This is a genomic window from Nocardioides sp. 1609 (assembly GCF_004522105.1).
Lineage (GTDB): Bacteria > Actinomycetota > Actinomycetes > Propionibacteriales > Nocardioidaceae > Nocardioides.
The window spans coordinates 673,287-689,089 of record NZ_SPUJ01000003.1; the positions used below are offsets into that span (position 1 = coordinate 673,287).

The 15,803-nt window shown below is 73.0% G+C and carries 19 protein-coding genes; 9 read left to right on the forward strand and 10 right to left on the reverse strand.

The features are described from left to right. Window positions 1-85 precede the first annotated feature (85 nt). Both E4623_RS09425 and E4623_RS09430 read left to right on the forward strand, forming a co-directional pair. Complete coding sequence (locus E4623_RS09425; RefSeq protein ID WP_134766238.1) at window positions 86-1,357, forward strand: hypothetical protein; 1,272 nt, start codon at window positions 86-88, stop codon at window positions 1,355-1,357. Beyond that, on the forward strand, window positions 1,354-2,550 hold the full coding sequence (locus E4623_RS09430) for an AI-2E family transporter (protein ID WP_245154986.1): 1,197 nt from the start codon (window positions 1,354-1,356) through the stop codon (window positions 2,548-2,550). The genes E4623_RS09425 and E4623_RS09430 overlap by 4 nt, the downstream gene beginning before the upstream one ends. Before the next feature lie 45 nt (window positions 2,551-2,595). On the opposite strand, the gene E4623_RS09435 is transcribed toward E4623_RS09430, so the two are convergent. Beyond that, entirely contained in the window at window positions 2,596-3,579 is a 984-nt protein-coding gene (locus E4623_RS09435) for a DMT family transporter (protein ID WP_134766239.1), read from the reverse strand. 39 nt (window positions 3,580-3,618) lie between these two features. On the opposite strand from E4623_RS09435, the gene E4623_RS09440 reads away from it, so the two are divergent. Beyond that, entirely contained in the window at window positions 3,619-4,155 is a 537-nt protein-coding gene (locus E4623_RS09440) for a CGNR zinc finger domain-containing protein (RefSeq protein WP_134766240.1), read from the forward strand. Window positions 4,156-4,235: 80 nt separating this feature from the next. Further along, window positions 4,236-4,523, forward strand: a complete 288-nt coding sequence (locus E4623_RS09445) for a hypothetical protein (RefSeq protein ID WP_134766241.1) — start codon at window positions 4,236-4,238, stop codon at window positions 4,521-4,523. A 4-nt stretch (window positions 4,524-4,527) separates the two neighbouring features. Here E4623_RS09445 and E4623_RS09450 read toward each other — a convergent pair whose 3' ends face one another. The 4 genes from E4623_RS09450 to E4623_RS09465 form a co-directional block, all read right to left on the reverse strand. Next, entirely contained in the window at window positions 4,528-5,292 is a 765-nt protein-coding gene (locus tag E4623_RS09450) for an endo alpha-1,4 polygalactosaminidase (protein ID WP_167736544.1), read from the reverse strand. A gap of 9 nt (window positions 5,293-5,301) precedes the next feature. Further along, on the reverse strand, window positions 5,302-6,024 hold the full coding sequence (locus E4623_RS09455; protein WP_134766243.1) for a GNAT family N-acetyltransferase: 723 nt from the start codon (window positions 6,022-6,024) through the stop codon (window positions 5,302-5,304). Further along, window positions 6,024-7,844, reverse strand: coding sequence for a 3-hydroxybutyryl-CoA dehydrogenase (locus tag E4623_RS09460; RefSeq protein WP_134766244.1), 1,821 nt, complete (start codon window positions 7,842-7,844; stop codon window positions 6,024-6,026). Before E4623_RS09460 ends, E4623_RS09455 begins: the two co-directional genes overlap by 1 nt. A gap of 100 nt (window positions 7,845-7,944) precedes the next feature. After that, window positions 7,945-8,475 (reverse strand): GNAT family N-acetyltransferase, encoded by a 531-nt coding sequence (locus tag E4623_RS09465; RefSeq protein WP_167736545.1) that lies wholly within the window; start codon window positions 8,473-8,475, stop codon window positions 7,945-7,947. A 25-nt stretch (window positions 8,476-8,500) separates the two neighbouring features. On the opposite strand from E4623_RS09465, the gene nucS reads away from it, so the two are divergent. The 4 genes from nucS to E4623_RS09490 all read left to right on the forward strand — a co-directional run bounded on the left by nucS (window position 8,501) and on the right by E4623_RS09490 (window position 10,877). After that, entirely contained in the window at window positions 8,501-9,199 is a 699-nt protein-coding gene (gene nucS, locus E4623_RS09470) for an endonuclease NucS (RefSeq protein ID WP_209020580.1), read from the forward strand. A 7-nt stretch (window positions 9,200-9,206) separates the two neighbouring features. Then, window positions 9,207-9,974 (forward strand): DUF952 domain-containing protein, encoded by a 768-nt coding sequence (locus E4623_RS23330; protein WP_209020581.1) that lies wholly within the window; start codon window positions 9,207-9,209, stop codon window positions 9,972-9,974. Window positions 9,975-10,030: 56 nt separating this feature from the next. After that, entirely contained in the window at window positions 10,031-10,375 is a 345-nt protein-coding gene (locus tag E4623_RS09485) for a hypothetical protein (protein WP_134766247.1), read from the forward strand. 94 nt (window positions 10,376-10,469) lie between these two features. Then, a complete protein-coding gene (locus E4623_RS09490) occupies window positions 10,470-10,877 on the forward strand; it encodes a hypothetical protein (RefSeq protein WP_134766248.1) in 408 nt (135 codons plus the stop codon). Window positions 10,878-10,895: 18 nt separating this feature from the next. On the opposite strand, the gene E4623_RS09495 is transcribed toward E4623_RS09490, so the two are convergent. The 5 genes from E4623_RS09495 to E4623_RS09515 all read right to left on the reverse strand — a co-directional run bounded on the left by E4623_RS09495 (window position 10,896) and on the right by E4623_RS09515 (window position 15,013). Next, entirely contained in the window at window positions 10,896-11,768 is an 873-nt protein-coding gene (locus E4623_RS09495) for an FAD-dependent oxidoreductase (protein ID WP_134766249.1), read from the reverse strand. Between the two features lie 11 nt (window positions 11,769-11,779). Next, entirely contained in the window at window positions 11,780-12,304 is a 525-nt protein-coding gene (locus E4623_RS09500; protein WP_134766250.1) for a ferritin, read from the reverse strand. Window positions 12,305-12,330: 26 nt separating this feature from the next. Continuing rightward, window positions 12,331-12,519 (reverse strand): hypothetical protein, encoded by a 189-nt coding sequence (locus E4623_RS09505; RefSeq protein WP_134766251.1) that lies wholly within the window; start codon window positions 12,517-12,519, stop codon window positions 12,331-12,333. Window positions 12,520-12,569: 50 nt separating this feature from the next. Continuing rightward, a complete protein-coding gene (locus E4623_RS09510) occupies window positions 12,570-14,624 on the reverse strand; it encodes a protein meaA (RefSeq protein ID WP_134766252.1) in 2,055 nt (684 codons plus the stop codon). 83 nt (window positions 14,625-14,707) lie between these two features. Continuing rightward, entirely contained in the window at window positions 14,708-15,013 is a 306-nt protein-coding gene (locus E4623_RS09515; RefSeq protein ID WP_134766253.1) for an STAS domain-containing protein, read from the reverse strand. 162 nt (window positions 15,014-15,175) lie between these two features. On the opposite strand from E4623_RS09515, the gene E4623_RS09520 reads away from it, so the two are divergent. Beyond that, the gene (locus E4623_RS09520; RefSeq protein ID WP_134766254.1) at window positions 15,176-15,754 is read left to right on the forward strand and encodes a cob(I)yrinic acid a,c-diamide adenosyltransferase; all 579 of its coding nucleotides are present in this window, start codon (window positions 15,176-15,178) and stop codon (window positions 15,752-15,754) included. The last annotated feature ends 49 nt before the right edge of the window (window positions 15,755-15,803 follow it).

Genomic DNA, 15,803 nt, shown 5'->3' on the forward strand with positions numbered 1-15,803 from the left:
GGGTGGGATCGGGGAGCACCATCAGGGATCATGGGGCCGGGACCCCTTCCCCCATCCCACCCCGACGCGAGCGAGGTCACACTTCATGAACGACCAGGGCCTGTCCATCTTCGACGAGGAGCCCGAGGACAACGAGACCCCTCAGGCGACCACCGGTTCGCCCCAGGCGAAGACGTCCCCGGCCGATCCCGACGGGCAGCGCACCCAGGTGATCCCGGCGGCCGGGTCGGCCCCGAGGGCGCCGTCCACCCCGCGGACGCCGCCGACCCGAGCCCCCCAGTCCGCGCCGTCGCGCCCCGTGCTGCCCCCGGCGGCCGCTCCCGCGGCGGCCCCGACGTCGGGCACCGACCCGTTCCCGGTGGTGCGCCGCAACGGCTACGACCGCGCCGTCGTCGACGCGCGGGTCCGCCAGCTGAGCAGCGAGAAGGCCGGGCTGAGCGCCACCCTCTCCGACACCGAGCAGCGTGTCGCCGCCCTGCAGCAGCAGCTCGACGCCGCGCAACAGGAGCTCGACGAGCAGAAGTCGCCGTCGTACGCCGGGCTCGGCGGCCGCGCCAGCACGATGCTGCGCCTGGCCGAGGAGGAGGCCGACGAGATCCGCGAGGTCGCCCAGCGCGACGCCGGCGACATCCGCGCGCAGGCCGACCGCGACGCGAAGGCGATCCGGTCCGACGCCCTGCGGGAGATCGAGGACATGAAGGTCGTCCAGCTCCGCGAGCTCGACGAGACCCGCGCCCGCCTGGCCGCCGACGCCGAGCAGGAGCGCACGCTCGCCCGGGCCGAGGCCGCCGACATCCTCGCCTCCGCGAAGCGCGAGGCCGACCAGGTCCGCCTGGCCGCCCAGCAGGAGACCAGCGAGATGCGCACCGGCGCGACCCGCGAGGTCGAGCAGGCTCGCGCGGCGGCCGACCGCGAGGTCCAGGAGGCCCGACGCACGCTCGCGGTGGAGAAGGAGCGGCTGGCCCGCGAGGCCACCGACCACCACAACACCGCGGTCGCCGAGACCAAGCGACTGGTCGCCGAGGCCGAGCAGCGCGCGGAGGCCGCCGAGCTGCGGGCCGCCGAGGCCACCAAGCAGGCCAGCGAGCACCGCACCGCCACCGCAGCCGAGGCCGAGGGTGCCCTGCAGCGCGCCCGGCGCGAGGCCGAGCAGATCGTGGCCGCGGCGCGCCAGAAGGCCGAGTCGATCCAGACCAGCAGCGACGACGCCGCCCAGCGCGAGATCGCCGCCACCCGGGCCGAGCTGGGGCGCCTGGTGAAGCGCCGCGACTCGATCACCGCCCAGCTCTCGTCGCTGCGCGACGTCGTCGCGGGCTTCGCCGACGACTCGGGCGACGCCGGCGAGAACGGCCGTTGACGCCATCCGGCCCCGATCCGGAGGTCGCCGTCGAGGCGGCCGACCGGGCCGAGGACGCGGCGGAGCGCGCTGAGGCGTCGGCCGCCCACGTCGAGGACGTCGCGGCCGCCGTGGTCGCCGGCGTCCCGGACGGCGACGACGACTTCGGCGAGCCCGGCGAGCCGTTCGAGAAGCGCAACCCGTTCTACCTCGGCTTCGTGGGCGCGCTCGGCGCGCTGCTCGCGTGGTGGCTCTTCGAGGCGATCGTGGGCATCGGCTCGGTGCTCATGCTCGTCGTGGTCGCGCTCTTCCTCGCCGCCGGCCTGAACCCGTCGGTGGAGCTCCTCGAGCGCCGGGGCCTGCGTCGGTCGTGGGCCTGCACGGTGGTCATCCTCGCCGCGCTCGGCGCCGTCGCGCTCTTCGTCGTGGCGATCGTCCCGGTCATCACCGACCAGGTCACCAAGCTCACCGACAACGTGCCCGGCTGGCTCGACCAGCTGCAGGCGAACAAGAAGGTCCAGGAGCTCGACGACGAGTACGACGTCATCTCGAAGATCCAGGACTACGTCGCCAACGGCGACTTCGTCAGCGGGCTCTTCGGCGGCGCGCTCGGCTTCGGCCTGCGGGTGCTCTCGGTGCTGTTCAACGCCTTCATCGTCTTCGTGCTGACGCTCTACTTCCTCGCCTCGCTCGAGACCACCAAGAACGCGATCTACCGCCTCGCGCCGGCCTCGCGCCGGGACCGGGTGACCAAGCTCGGCGACCGGGTGATCCGCAACATCGGCGGCTACGTCTCGGGCGCCTTCATCGTGGCCCTGTGCGCCGGCCTGACCTCACTGGTCTTCCTGTTCGTCATCGGCCTCGGCGAGTACGCCGTCGCCCTGGCCTTCGTGGTCGCGCTGCTCGACGTGATCCCGATGATCGGCGCCACGATCGGCGCCGTCGTGGTGACGGCGATCGCCTTCGCCACCGACGTCCAGGCCGGGGTCGCCTGCATCGTGTTCTACGTGATCTACCAGCAGGTGGAGAACTACGTGATCTACCCGCGGGTGATGAAGAAGTCCGTCGACGTGCCGGGTGCGGTCACCGTGATCGCCGCGCTGGTCGGCACCGCGCTGCTCGGCATCGTCGGGGCGCTGCTGGCGATCCCGACGGCTGCCGCGATGCTGCTCGTCATGCGCGAGGTCGTCGTGAAGCGGCAGGACACGCGGTAGCCGTCGGGCGGCCGGTCCCGTCCCGGGGACCGGCCCCGCGGCCGGCTACGGGGTGGGGAGCGGTTCCGGCGTCGCGTCGCCGGCCGGGATCGCCCGCTCGCCCAGCTTGACCCCGAGGACGCCGAGCAGGATCAGGGCGCCGCCGAGCAGCTGCACGGGGGCCGGGAGCTGGTCGAGCAGCAGCCAGGCCCACAGGACGCCGGCGACGACCTCGCTCAGCGCCACGAACGACGCCAGTCGCGAGCCGAGCACCCGGCTGGCCGCGATGCCGGTCACGTAGGCGACCGCGGCGGTCACCAGCCCGAGCAGCACCAGCGGCACCCACCAGGCGACCGACGTGCCGGCGTAGGCGACGTCGACGGTCTCCACCCGCATCGGCATCAGCCCCACCAGGCCGAGCAGGCCGAGGGCGGCGGCGCCGACCACCAGTCCCCCGGCCGCGAGCGAGAGCGGCGGCAGGCCGGTGGAGTCGTCGCCGTTGACGATGAAGTAGGTCGCGCAGCCGACCATCGCGCCGAGCGCCCACAGGACGCCGACGGTGCTGAGCCCGGCGCCCGAGAACAGGTCGAGCACGAGGACCAGGCCGAGCGCGCAGACCGCGGCCCCGCCGAGGGTCACCGGGCCGGGCCGCTCGCCGTGACGCAGCCAGAACCAGACCACGACAGCGGCGGGCGCGGTGTACTCGATGAGCAGGGCCGGGCCGACCTCCATGTGCTGGACCGCGGCGAAGTAGCAGAACTGCGCACCGGCGACCGCCAGGGCGCCGTACAGCGCGATCAGGCGGGCGTTGCGGCGCACCAGCGACCACTGGCCGTGCAGGGCGCGCACGCCGAACGGCACGACCACGACCGCCCCGATCCCGATCCGGGTCAGCACCACCGACCCGGGGGTCCAGCCGGCGTCGAGGAGCGGGCGCGCGAGGGCCCCGGAGAGTCCGAACGCCACCGCCGACGTCAGCGCCAGCACGAAGCCGGCCGGGGTGGTCACCCGGCGGGCCGGGACGGTGACGTCATTAGCCAAGGTGGTCATGACTCATGACAGTAGGGACCCCTTTGGTAATCTGTCAACATGGTTTTCGCTCATGACGTCGAGCTCTCGCTGCAGTGCGCGGTCGTGCTCGCCAACAGCGCGCTCGACCCCGTCACCATCTCCACGACCGAGGACCTGGACGACTTCTACCGCGAGCACCACTTCAGCGGCCGCCACGACCGCGACGCCGCCGAGCGCGACGCCGTCCTGGACCTGCGTCCGGAGTTCCGCACCCTCCTCACCGCCAGCCGCGAGGACGCCGTCGAGCTGGTCAACCGGATGCTCGCCGAGGAGGACGCGCTCCCCCAGCTGATGCGGCACGACGAGTTCGACTGGCACCTGCACGCGGTCGCACCCGACGCCCCGTGGGCGACCCGGCTCCGGGTCGAGGTGGCGATGGCGATGATCGACGTGATCCGGGGCGACGAGATGTCGCGGCTCGGCGTCTGCGACGACGACGAGTGCGAGGGCGTCGTGCTCGACCTGTCCCGCAACCGCTCGCGGAGGTTCTGCTCGACGACGTGCGGCAACCGCAACGCCGTCGCCGCCTACCGGGCCCGGCAGGCCGGCGCCTGAGCCGACCCCGCGGGGCGGCGCGGGAGTGTCCGCGCCCGAGTGTCGGTGCCGCCCCGTAGGGTCGGACCCGTGATCCGACGATGAGCAAGACCGACGAGCTGCGCGCGATGCGCGAGGCCAAGTACGCACGGTCGGCGGCCGCCCGCGGCGCGACCCGGGCGACGCCCTCCCCCACGACCCCGGCCGCCAAGGCCCCGGTCGCACCCACGGCCGCGAAGGCGGCCAAGGCCGCCGCCGCCCTGGCCGCCGACCCCGACCCCGCCCCCGCCCCCGGCGCCGACGAGGTGCTGTGCGGGCACCGCAACATGGGCGGGCGCACCTGCACCCGCGAGCAGGGTCACGCGGCGAAGAGCCACCGCTACTCCTGACCCCTCAGCAGTAGCGGGGCCGGTAGCCCGGCCGGAGCGCCAGGTCGCGCAGCACGATCGCGTGGGTGGCGCCGTGGTCGGCGCACGCGCGTCGGAAGTCGGCGCGCCGGTACTCCACCATCAGCACCTGCGCGCCGAAGTCCTCCACGTAGCGACCGCACTCCCGGTACTGCGCGCACGACTCGCTGACGGCGAAGTCGAAGCCGATCCGGGTGCCGTCCCACCCGGCGAGGTTCTTCTGGCCGGCCGCGAGACCGGCGGCGTGCGTGCGGCGCACCAGCAGCCGGGCGAAGGCGACCGCGTCGCGGCGCGACAGCTCGCCGCGGCTGCGGGTGAAGGAGTCCAGGTTGTCGAACTCGACGGCCTGGAAACCGTCGCGCGCGCAGCCGTCGACCCAGCGCCCCACGATCGAGGCGAGCCGGCGTCGCTGGGCGGGCGTGCCGATGTCCAGCAGCCACTCGCCCCAGTTCTCGTCGACGACCGGGCGGCCGTCCTGCTTCAGCACGAGGTCCCACCGCTGGCGCCAGAACCGCTTCGCGTCGGGCTGGGTCTGGAAGCCGTTGACGTAGCAGACGTTGTAGCGGTCTGGGTCGGCCGCCGCGGTGCGGTCGCGCACGACGATGCCGACGTGGTCGGGCCGGTCGACCGGGCCGCCGAGCTGGTAGTCGACGTCGGTGCCGCTCGGCAGCGGCGTGACGTCGGCGGCCTGGGCCGGGAGGCCGGTGAGCCAGAGCAGGGCGAGGGTCAGGGCGAGGACGAGACGGCGCACGGGCAGAGCCTACGGTCGGTCGCCCGACCCGGCGAACGAGGTCATCCGCGCCGCGACCCGCCAGCCGAGCCCGGCGTACAGCGCCTGGCCCTCGACGGACGCCGCGAGCACCCCGCGGCGCGCGCCGCGGGTGTGCGCCCATCCCTGCAGCGACCGCATCACGTCGCGGCCCAGACCGCGGCGGCGGTGGGTCTCGGCGGTCCAGACGCGGTCGGCCACCGCGGTCGTCGACCCCGGCGGCCCGGTCAGCGCGACCCAGCCGACCGCCGCCACCCCGTCGCCGCCGCCGCCGCCGTCGCCGTCGCCGTCGCCGTCGAGGATGACCGCCCGGGCCCGGTCGCCGTGCTCCTCGACGACGGCGCGCGTGGTGTCACCGGACGACGCGAGCGACGCCAGGTCGAGCGTCATCAGCACCTCGTCGTCGACCTGCACCCGGACGCCGTCCGGCGGCTGGGGCGCCCACGGCGCGGCGGTCAGGACGGTGACCCAGACGTCGTCGGTCCCGACGAGGCGACGCAGCGTCGCGTCCAGCAGCGCGGGACCCGGCTCGGTCACCACCACCTCGAGGCGCCGTCCACCGCTCGCGACCTCGATCTCCGCGACCCCGTCGTGCCGGCGCACCGGCAGCTGTCGCGACACGGCGTAGCCGTCGAGCCAGGCGTCGACGAGCCCGGTGAGGCCGGTGGGCCCGGTGGGTCCGGTGGGTCCGGTGGTCCCGGGGCGGTGGGCCATCAGCGCCGCGAGTAGTCGCGGAAGCCGCGCTTGGTCTTGCGGCCCAGGTAGCCGGCCGTGACGAGGTGCTCGAGCAGCGGGGCCGGCGCGAAGCCCGGCTCGCGGAACTCCTGGTAGAGCTCACGCTGGATGGCCAGCGACACGTCGTTGCCGACGACGTCGAGCAGCTCGAAGGGGCCCATCGGCAGCGCGCAGCCCTGCTTCATCGCCAGGTCGATGTCGTCGGCGGTGGCGTAGTGCGCCTCCAGCATCTTGACGGCGTCGTTGAGGTAGGGGAACAGCAGGGCGTTGACGATGAAGCCGGCCCGGTCGCCGCACGACACCGCCACCTTGCCCACCTGGGCGCACAGCGCCCGGGTCGTCTCGGTGACGTCGTCGTCGGTGGACACCGTGGAGACCACCTCGACGAGCCTCATGACCGTGGCCGGGTTGAAGAAGTGCATGCCGACGACGTCCTGCGGGCGGCTGGTGACCGAGGCGAGCGCGATGATCGGCAGCGAGGACGTCGTGGTCGCCAGGATCGCTCCCGGCTTGCACACCTCGTCGAGGACCTCGAACAACGTCGTCTTGATCGCGAGGTCCTCCGCGATCGCCTCGACGACGACGTCGACGTCGGCGAGGTCCTCAAGCCGCGTGGTCCCGGACACCCGGGCCAGCACCTCGGCCTTCGCCTCCTCCGTGGCGCGGCCGCGCTGGACCTGCTTGTCGAGGCTCCTGGTGATCGTGGCCACCACGCCCGCGACCTTGTCGGCGCTGCGCCCGACGTAGCGGACGTCGTACCCGGCCCGGGCGAAGACCTCGACGATCCCCGACGCCATCGTGCCGGTGCCGACGACCCCGACCAGCCGGACGTCGTGCTTGAGCCGGGGGGCGTCGTCGTCCGAGGGCGTCCGGTCGTCGGGGACGACGACGGGGCTGTCGGGCCCCTCGTAGGTGTAGAAGCCGCGACCGGTCTTGCGACCGAGCAGCCCCGCGGTGACCATCTGCTTGAGGACCGGGGTCGGCGCGTGCAGCCGGTCCCGGCCCTGGCGGTACATCGTCTCGAGGATCTCGTAGGCGGTGTCGAGGCCGATCAGGTCGAGCAGGGCCAGCGGGCCCATCGGGTAGCCGCAGCCGAAGCGCATGGCGGCGTCGATGTCCTCGCGGCTGGCGTAGCGGCCCTCGTACATCGAGGCGGCGTGGTTGAGGTAGCCGAACAGCAGGGTGTTGGCGATGAAGCCGGCCTTGTCGCCGCACACGACCGGGCTCTTGCCGAGCGAGGTCAGCAGCGCCTGCACGTCGGTGAGGACGTCGGGCTCGGTGACGACGGTCCGCACGACCTCGACGAGGTCCTGCACCGGCGCGGGGTTGAAGAAGTGGACACCGACCACCCGGCCCGGGGCGGACGTCGCCGACGACAGCTCGGTGACCGACAGCGACGAGGTGTTCGTCGCGAGGACGGCGTCCGGCGAGACGACGCCGTCGAGCTCGCGGAAGATGGCCTTCTTGACCTCCATCGACTCCACGACCGCCTCGACCACCAGGTCGGCGGCGGCGAGGTCGGCCACCGAGGTCGTGAAGGTGATCCGGCCCAGCAGGTCGGCCTGCTCGGCCCCGGTCATCTTCTCGCGCCGGACCGCGCGGCCGGTCGAGTGCTCGAGGTGCTGGCGGCCGCGCTCGACAGCCTCGTCGTTCAGCTCGACGCCGACCACGGCGTACCCGTGGCGGGCGAAGACCTCGGCGATCCCGGCGCCCATCGTGCCGAGACCGACGACCCCGATCGTCGTGAACGTGCGGGACTCAGCACCTGCGGCGGGCGCTGCCGGACTCATGGACGTCATGGCACGGCATCATGACACGGTGTCGCGGGCACCGGGACGTGATGTTCACCCGTCGGTAACTTAGGTCACCGCGGCTGACCCGTCAGCGATCGGTGACGGGTCAGCGGCCGGGGCGGGCCAGGCTCGCCTGCATCACGACACGGACACCGGCGACGTCGAGCCCCAGGGCCCGCTCGTGGGCCCGCAGGTCGCGCTGGAACGGCTCCAGGGCGGTCACCTCGGCGAAGCCCAGTGACGCGTAGAACGGCCCGTTCCACGGCACGTCGCGGTAGGTGCACAGCGACATCACGTCGAAACCGGCCCAGCGGGCCTCCTCCATCGCCTCGCGCACCAGCCGGGCGCCGATCCCCCGCCGTCCGTACGACGGCAGCACCGAGACCTGCTCGAGGTGCGCGTGCAGGTCGTGCGGGACGACGTGCGCGAACCCCACGAGCCGCCGGTCGTCCGCCGCCACCAGCAGGGTGCCGACGCCGTCGCGCTCGGCCCCGCTCGCGGCGCGGGCCGTCAGCGCCGGCACGGTCGCCAGCACGGCGGCCCCGAGGTGCTCCTCGAAGAGCGCGACGCCGGCGTCCTCGATCGCCGCGATCCGGCGCAGGTCGGAGGGTCGGGCCCGCCGGATCGAGATGTCCACGAGCGCCACTGTAGATTCGTCGTCCGTGAGACTCGTCGTTGCCCGCTGCCAGGTCGACTACGCGGGACGGCTCACCGCCCACCTGCCGATGGCGACGCGGGTGCTGATGATCAAGGCCGACGGCTCGGTGCTGGTCCACTCCGACGGCGGCTCCTACAAGCCGCTGAACTGGATGAGCCCGCCGTGCACCCTGCGCGAGGGCACCACCGACGACGGCCAGGTCGAGTGGACGGTCACCTCGCGCAGCACCGCGAAGGGACCCGAGGACACCCTGCGCATCCTGATCGAGGAGGTCGTCCACGAGACGACCCACGACCTCGGCGTCGACCCCGGGCTGCAGAAGGACGGCGTCGAGAGGCACCTCCAGGAGCTGCTGGCCGAGCACCCCGCGACGCTCGCCGACGGCCTGAGCCTGGTGCGTCGCGAGTTCCCCACGGCGATCGGCCCGGTCGACCTGATGTGCCGCGACGCCGGCGGGCTCAGCGTCGCCGTCGAGATCAAGCGCCGCGGGGAGATCGACGGCGTCGAGCAGCTGACCCGCTACCTCGAGCTGCTCAACCGCGACCCCGCGCTGACCCGCAGGGGCGCCGTCCGCGGCATCTTCGCGGCCCAGGAGATCAAGCCGCAGGCGCGGGTGCTGGCCACCGACCGCGGCATCGCCTGCGCCGTGGTCGACTACGACGCCCTGCGCGGCATCGACGACTCCGAGCACCGGCTCTTCTAGGTCCGTCGTGCGGGTCTTCCACATCGCCACCGTCGCCGACTGGGAGGCCGCCCTCGTCTCCGGGCGCTACACGACGTCCACGATCGGCCGCACCCTCGCCGAGGAGGGCTTCATCCACGCCAGCCGCGGCGACCAGTGGCAGGGCGTGCGCGACCGGTTCTACGCCGACGTCGCCGAGCCGCTCGTGCTCCTCGTCCTCGACACCGACCTGCTCACCTCGCCGGTGGTCGAGGAACCGGTCGAGGGCGCGGCGCCCGGGAGCGAGACGTTCCCGCACGTGTACGGCGCGATCACCCCGGACGCCGTCGTCCGCACGATCGCGCTGACCGACCCCCCTCTGCCGGCCGACCCCCCTCCGCCGGCCGACCCCCCTCCGCCGGCCGACCCCCCGCCGCCGGCCGACCCCCCTCCGCCGGCCGACCCCCCTCCGCCGGCCGACCCCCCTCCGCCGGCCGACCCCCCTCCGCCGGCCGACCCCCCTCCGCCGGCCGACCCCCCTCCGCTGGTCGAGCCGGCGAGCGCCAGCGAGCCGAGTCGAGACCCCGCGCCCGCACCACCACCGCAGGCGGTCCCCGAGCCGTCCTTCAGCCGGATCTACTTCCAGGAGCTGTTCCGCAACCTCCTCGTCGCGAGCCTGGTCCTGGCCCTCGTGGTGGCCGCCACCCTCACCGGCCGGGCCCTCGACGAGGACTGGGGACCGATCACCGGCGCCGTGCTCGGACTGGTCGTCGGCGTGCTGGTGGCCCGCCGGGTCGCGGCCCGGCGAGAGCCCTGACCACACCGCCGGGGCCGGGAGGTTTCCTCAGTGATCCCTCAGGATATGTTCCGCTCGTGACTACATCGACGCTCCCCCAGACCCGCACCCGCAAGCGGACGAGGTTCCTCGGCCTCGCCGCCATGACCGTCGTCCTCGGCACGACGCTCACCGCCTGCGGTGGCAACGACCTCGACAACGCCACCTGTGGCGAGATCAAGGACATGTCGACCGACGAGTTCTTCGACTTCATGAAGGACGCCGCCGAGGACGACGGCTCCGACGACGCCAAGGAGCTCGTCGACGGCCTCGAGGCCCTGCCGGACGACCAGCGCGGCCCCTACCAGGAGGCGTTCGTCGGCACGATCTGCGAGGGCGAGGACGACGGCACCAAGCTGAAGGACACCGAGTTCGGCAACTGACGACCCGGATCCACCGGAGGCCACCCACGGCCACCGACGGCCCGCCCCGACCTCGGTCGGGGCGGGCCGTCGTCGTCCCGGTAAGTTCGGGGACGTGACCTCGCGCCTGCGCTCCGCCCTGACGACCGGCGTCGCGACCACGGCGCTGCTCGCCCTCTCGGCCTGCGGCGGCATCGCGGCGGACGCGCCGACCGACGCCTCCCTGGAGGACTTCTGCACCGCCAGTGCGGCCATCGACCGCACCGCCGGCGAGTTCGCGGCCGGGCTGGCCGAGGCCGGCACCCCCGCCGACGTGAGCGAGCAGGTCCGGGCCGGGTTCGAGATCTACGTCGACGCCCTCGACGACAAGGGCGACGAGGCCTACGACGAGGCGCGCAGCAGCCTGGCCGTCCCGGAGGACGACGTCGAGGACGGCGACGCGTTCATCGCGTACATGACCGAGACCTGCGAGCGGTACTTCGCCGACCTCGCCCCCGACGGCAGCGACGTCCCGGCGCCGTGAGCGCCTGACCGTCCGCGGTCAGTCGCCGCTGGCCGGTCCGACCAGCCCGACGACGTCGTCGGCGCACCCCCACGAGAGCGTCACCCCGGCGCCACCGTGGCCGTAGCAGTGCACGACCCCGCCCACCCGTTCGAGGCGCACCTCGGGTCGTGCGGGCCGCAGCCCGACCTTGTGCCGCAGCACCCGCGCGTGGGCCAGGGCCGGCACCAGGCGCGCGGCCCGCGCGACGATGTCGGCGGCCGTCGCGGGCGACGGCGTCCGGCTCCACTCCCCGACGTCGTCGGTGCCGCCGACGACGATCTCCCGCGCGCGGGGCACGACGTACGTCGGCGCCCGGGCGTCGAGCCACCAGCGGTCGAGACCGACCTGCTCGAGGACGACGACCTGGCCGGCGGCCGGGACCACCGTCGGGTCGGCGCCGAGCAGCCGGGCGCCCAGGCCCGAGCAGTTGACCAGCACGTCGCCGCGCTCGGCCCGGTCGGCCCGATCGGCGCCGCCCAGGTGCGCGAGGGTCGACAGGTTGAGCCGGGTCAGTGTGCCGCCGAGCGACTCGATCCGGGCCACGAGCCAGCGCAGGTAGACCGGGAGGTCGACGACGGGGGCGACGCGGACGCCGTGCTCGACGTCGGTGCCCTCCATCAGCACGACGCCGTGCGGCATCCCGGTGCCGACGCGGCTCAGCGTCTCGTACGCCGCGACCGACCGCGCCGTCCACGCCTCGACGAGGTCGGGCGGCCCGGCCCGGTGCGGGTGCACGAGCCCGGCCGCGACCGCGGACGTCGTCTCGAGCGGCAGGTCGCGCGCGACGACGTCGACGCGGTGACCCGCCTCGAGCAGCCGGACGGCGCAGGTGAGGCCGACCACGCCGGCTCCGACGACGATGACCCTCATGGGGCTGGCGCCTACGCGCCGGCGATCCTCGGCGCGGTGGCGTCCGTGCCCTCGCCACCCTGCTCGCGGGCGACGTAGTCCTCGATGTCGTCGATGTCGTGGGCGTTGCGGTTGACCACGGCCAGCAGGTCGCTCATGGTGGCGACCTCCTCGACCTGCTCCTTGATGAACCACTGCATGAACTGCTCGGAGGCGAAGTCGCCCTCCTCGCGGGCGACCCGCAGCAGCTGGTTGATCTGCTCGGTGACCTTCTTCTCCTGGGCCAGCGCCAGCTCGACCGGGGCCACGACGCCCTCGAAGGTCGGCACCGGCGCCTCGACGCCCGGGATCACGACGTCGGCGTCGGTGTCGAGGAGGTACTGCACCATCATCATCGCGTGGTCGCGCTCCTCGAGCGCCTGCCCGTAGAAGAGGGCGGCCATCTGCGGCATGGTCAGCGCGTCGTAGTGGACCGCGACCGAGAGGTACTGGTTGTGGGCAGACAGCTCGTTGCCGATCTGGGCGTTGAGCAGGTCGACGAAACGGGGTGCGGGCACGGGAGCCTCCGGGTCAGAGAAGGCTGTCAGGCCGCCTTCGTGAGCTTCTTCTTGGTGACCTTCTTGCCGTCGAGACGGACCAGATGGCGACGCTTCACGGTATACCCCGGGGGCAGCGTGCCCTCCTTGAGCATCCGCAACGGACACCGCCCGCACTTCTTCCTCGACTCGCAGCACTTCATCTTCGGAAGCTTCGCGACGTTGCCCTTGCCCACGTCCGCAGGCTAACAGAGGTGAGGCGAGGCTACCCTCTCCTGGGCGCCGCTCACGGCTGCCCGGCGTCCCCGTCGGGGCCGAGGGGGGCGAGGTCGTTGGCGGCCCGGATCACCTCGACGATGCCGCCCATGATCGCCGTCAGGCCGAAGTCCTTCGGCGTGTAGACGGCGGCGACACCCGCCTGCATCAGCAGCCTGCCGTCGGACTCGGGGATGATCCCGCCGACGATGACCGGGACGTCGTCCAGCCCGGCCGCGCGCAGGCCCTCGAGCACCGACGGCACCAGCTCCATGTGGCTGCCCGACAGGATGGAGAGGCCGACGCAGTGCACGTCCTCGGCCACGGCGGCGCTGACGATCTGCTCCGGCGTGAGCCGGATGCCCTGGTAGACGACCTCGAAGCCGGCGTCGCGGGCCCGGACGGCGACCTGCTCGGCGCCGTTCGAGTGCCCGTCGAGGCCGGGCTTGCCCACGAGCAGCCGCAGCCGTCCGCCGAGCTCCTCGCCGGTGGCCCGCACCCGCTCCCGGACGTCGGTCAGCTCGGCGCCGGCCTCCGCGACACCGACGGCACCGCCGACGCCGGTCGGGGCGCGGAACTCGCCGAAGACCTCGCGCAGGGTCCCGGCCCACTCCCCCGTCGTGGCCCCGGCGCGCGCCGCCGCGAGGGTGGCCACCATCAGGTTCGTGTCGGTCTTGGCGTCCTCGGCGAGCCGCTGCAGGGCCGCGCGGACGCCGTCCTCGTCACGCTGCTCCTTCCAGGCCGCGACCGAGTCGAGCGCGGCCTGCTCGGCCAGCGGGTCGGCGGCCATGATGGCGCCGTCCAGGTCGGCGGTCAGCGGGGACGGCTCGGTGGTCTCGAAGCGGTTGACGCCGACGATCACCTCGTCGCCGTTCTCGATCCGCGCCCGGCGGGCGGCGTGGGCGGAGACCAGCTCCTGCTTCATGTAGCCGGACTCGACCGCAGCGATCGCCCCGCCGAGGGCCTGGACCCGGTCCATCTCGGCCGTCGCGCCCTCGACCAGCTCGGCGACCTTGGCCTCGACCACGTGGGAGCCCTCGAAGATGTCCTCGTGCTCGAGGAGGTCGGACTCGAAGGCGAGCACCTGCTGGAGGCGCAGCGACCACTGCTGGTCCCAGGGGCGCGGGAGGCCGAGGGCCTCGTTCCACGCCGGGAGCTGGACGGCGCGGGCGCGGGCGTCCTTCGACAGCGTCACGCCGAGCATCTCGAGCACGATCCGCTGGACGTTGTTCTCCGGCTGGGCCTCGGTGAGGCCGAGGGAGTTGACCTGCACGCCGTAGCGGAACCGGCGCATCTTCGGGTCCTCGACGCCGTACCGGTCGCGGGTGATCTCCTCCCACATCCGCACGAAGGCGCGCATCTTGCACATCTCCTCGACGAACCGGACGCCGGCGTTGACGAAGAAGGAGATCCGCCCGACGACCCTGCCGAAGTCGGCCTCGGACACCTGACCGGAGCTCCTCACCTGGTCGAGGACGGCGATCGCCGTGCACAGCGCGTAGGCGATCTCCTGCGTCGGCGTCGCGCCGGCCTCCTGCAGGTGGTAGCTGCAGATGTTGATCGGGTTCCACTTCGGGATCTCGTGGACCGTGTAGGCGATCATGTCGCTGATCAGGCGCAGCGAGTGCTGCGGCGGGAAGACGTAGGTCCCGCGCGACAGGTACTCCTTGATGATGTCGTTCTGGGTGGTGCCGGCGAGCTGGTGGGCGACCTCCGACGGCTCCAGACCGGGGTTCTGCTCCTCGGCGGCCACCTGGTACATCGCGAGCATCCACATCGCGGTCGCGTTGATCGTCATCGACGTGTTCATCCCGGTCAGCGGGATGTCGTCGAAGAGCCGCCGCATCTCGCCGAGGTGCGGCACGGGGACCCCGACCTTGCCGACCTCGCCGCGCGCCAGGGGTGAGTCGGGGTCGTAGCCGGTCTGCGTCGGCAGGTCGAAGGCGACCGAGAGCCCCGTCTGCCCCTTGGCGAGGTTGGTCCGGTAGAGGGCGTTGGACGCCGTCGCCGTCGAGTGTCCGGCGTAGGTCCGCATCACCCACGGCGTGTCCTTCGGCCGACGTCCCGCGCTGTCCGTCTCGGTCATGGACCGAGGGTAAGCGGTTGTTAACCGGCTGGTAACTACGTCCGGAGTGGCATATCCGACACGGTCAGCCCTTGCCAGGAGGGTCAGGCGGAGGCCGCGACCCGCTCGACCTCCACCAGCCGGTAGAGGTGGGTCAGGTGCAGCAACCGGCGCACGGCGCCGTTGCACCCGCGCAGGGTGAGGTGCTGGCCCTCGTGGACCGCGTGCCGCGAGGCGGCGGCGAGGACCCGCAGCGCGGTGACGTCGACCGAGTCGACGTCGGTCAGGTCGACGACCACGTGGTCGTGGGCCGCGAGGTGGTCGTAGACGGCGATCCGGACCTCCCACGTGCTGCGCACGTCGAAGTCGCCCGTCAGCACCAGCGCCGGTCCGTCGATCACGATGTCCATCGCTGGTCCTCCCGGTGTAGCGCCCGTCACACGTCGACCTGTCACCACTATGACGCTCCGAACCTCCCAGGGGTTGCACCGTCGGGCCAGCGAGTTTCGTCGCCACCCGGGATCGGGCGGGCGCCCGGGATCGGGCGGGGCGCGGCCCGATACCTTCACCCCATGGTCAACCTCACCCGCATCTACACCCGGACCGGCGACGGCGGCGAGACCCGCCTGGGCGACATGAGCCTCACGACGAAGAACGACCTGCGGCTGCACGCCTACGCCGACGTCGACGAGGCCAACGCGCACCTCGGCCTCGCGGTCGCGCAGGGTGGGCTCGAGGACGACGTGGTGCGGATCCTCGTCCACGTGCAGAACGACCTGTTCGACGTCGGCGCCGACTTCTGCACCCCCGTGGTGCCCGACCCGGAGTTCCCGCCGCTGCGGATCACCCAGGACTACGTCGACCGGCTCGAGGGCTGGTGCGACCACTACAACGAGCCGCTGGAGAAGCTCCGCTCGTTCATCCTCAGCGGTGGCACCCCCGGTGCCGCCCACCTGCACGTCTGCCGCACGGTGGTCCGGCGGGCCGAGCGCTCGGCCTGGGCCGCCTACGAGGTGCACGGCGAGGAGACGATGAACAGGCTCGCCATCACCTACCTCAACCGGCTCTCCGACCTGGTCTTCATCCTCGCCCGCCACGCCAACCGCGAGAACGGCGACGTGCTGTGGGTGCCGGGCGGCGAGCGCGGCTGAGCGCCGCGACGCCGGACGCGGCGTCCCTGGGGAAGAGCCTCCGGCCCTG

Excerpts from the sequence above, each read along its gene's own strand:
- E4623_RS09425 (WP_134766238.1), top strand. The coding sequence starts at position 86 with ATGAACGACCAGGGCCTGTCCATCTTCGACGAGGAGCCCGAGGACAAC.
- E4623_RS09435 (WP_134766239.1), bottom strand. The coding sequence starts at position 3,579 with ATGACCACCTTGGCTAATGACGTCACCGTCCCGGCCCGCCGGGTGACC.
- E4623_RS09440 (WP_134766240.1), top strand. The coding sequence starts at position 3,619 with ATGGTTTTCGCTCATGACGTCGAGCTCTCGCTGCAGTGCGCGGTCGTG.
- E4623_RS09445 (WP_134766241.1), top strand. The coding sequence starts at position 4,236 with ATGAGCAAGACCGACGAGCTGCGCGCGATGCGCGAGGCCAAGTACGCA.
- E4623_RS09455 (WP_134766243.1), bottom strand. The coding sequence starts at position 6,024 with ATGGCCCACCGCCCCGGGACCACCGGACCCACCGGACCCACCGGGCCC.
- E4623_RS09460 (WP_134766244.1), bottom strand. The coding sequence starts at position 7,844 with ATGACGTCCATGAGTCCGGCAGCGCCCGCCGCAGGTGCTGAGTCCCGC.
- E4623_RS09495 (WP_134766249.1), bottom strand. The coding sequence starts at position 11,768 with ATGAGGGTCATCGTCGTCGGAGCCGGCGTGGTCGGCCTCACCTGCGCC.
- E4623_RS09510 (WP_134766252.1), bottom strand. The coding sequence starts at position 14,624 with ATGACCGAGACGGACAGCGCGGGACGTCGGCCGAAGGACACGCCGTGG.
- E4623_RS09515 (WP_134766253.1), bottom strand. The coding sequence starts at position 15,013 with ATGGACATCGTGATCGACGGACCGGCGCTGGTGCTGACGGGCGACTTC.
- E4623_RS09520 (WP_134766254.1), top strand. The coding sequence starts at position 15,176 with ATGGTCAACCTCACCCGCATCTACACCCGGACCGGCGACGGCGGCGAG.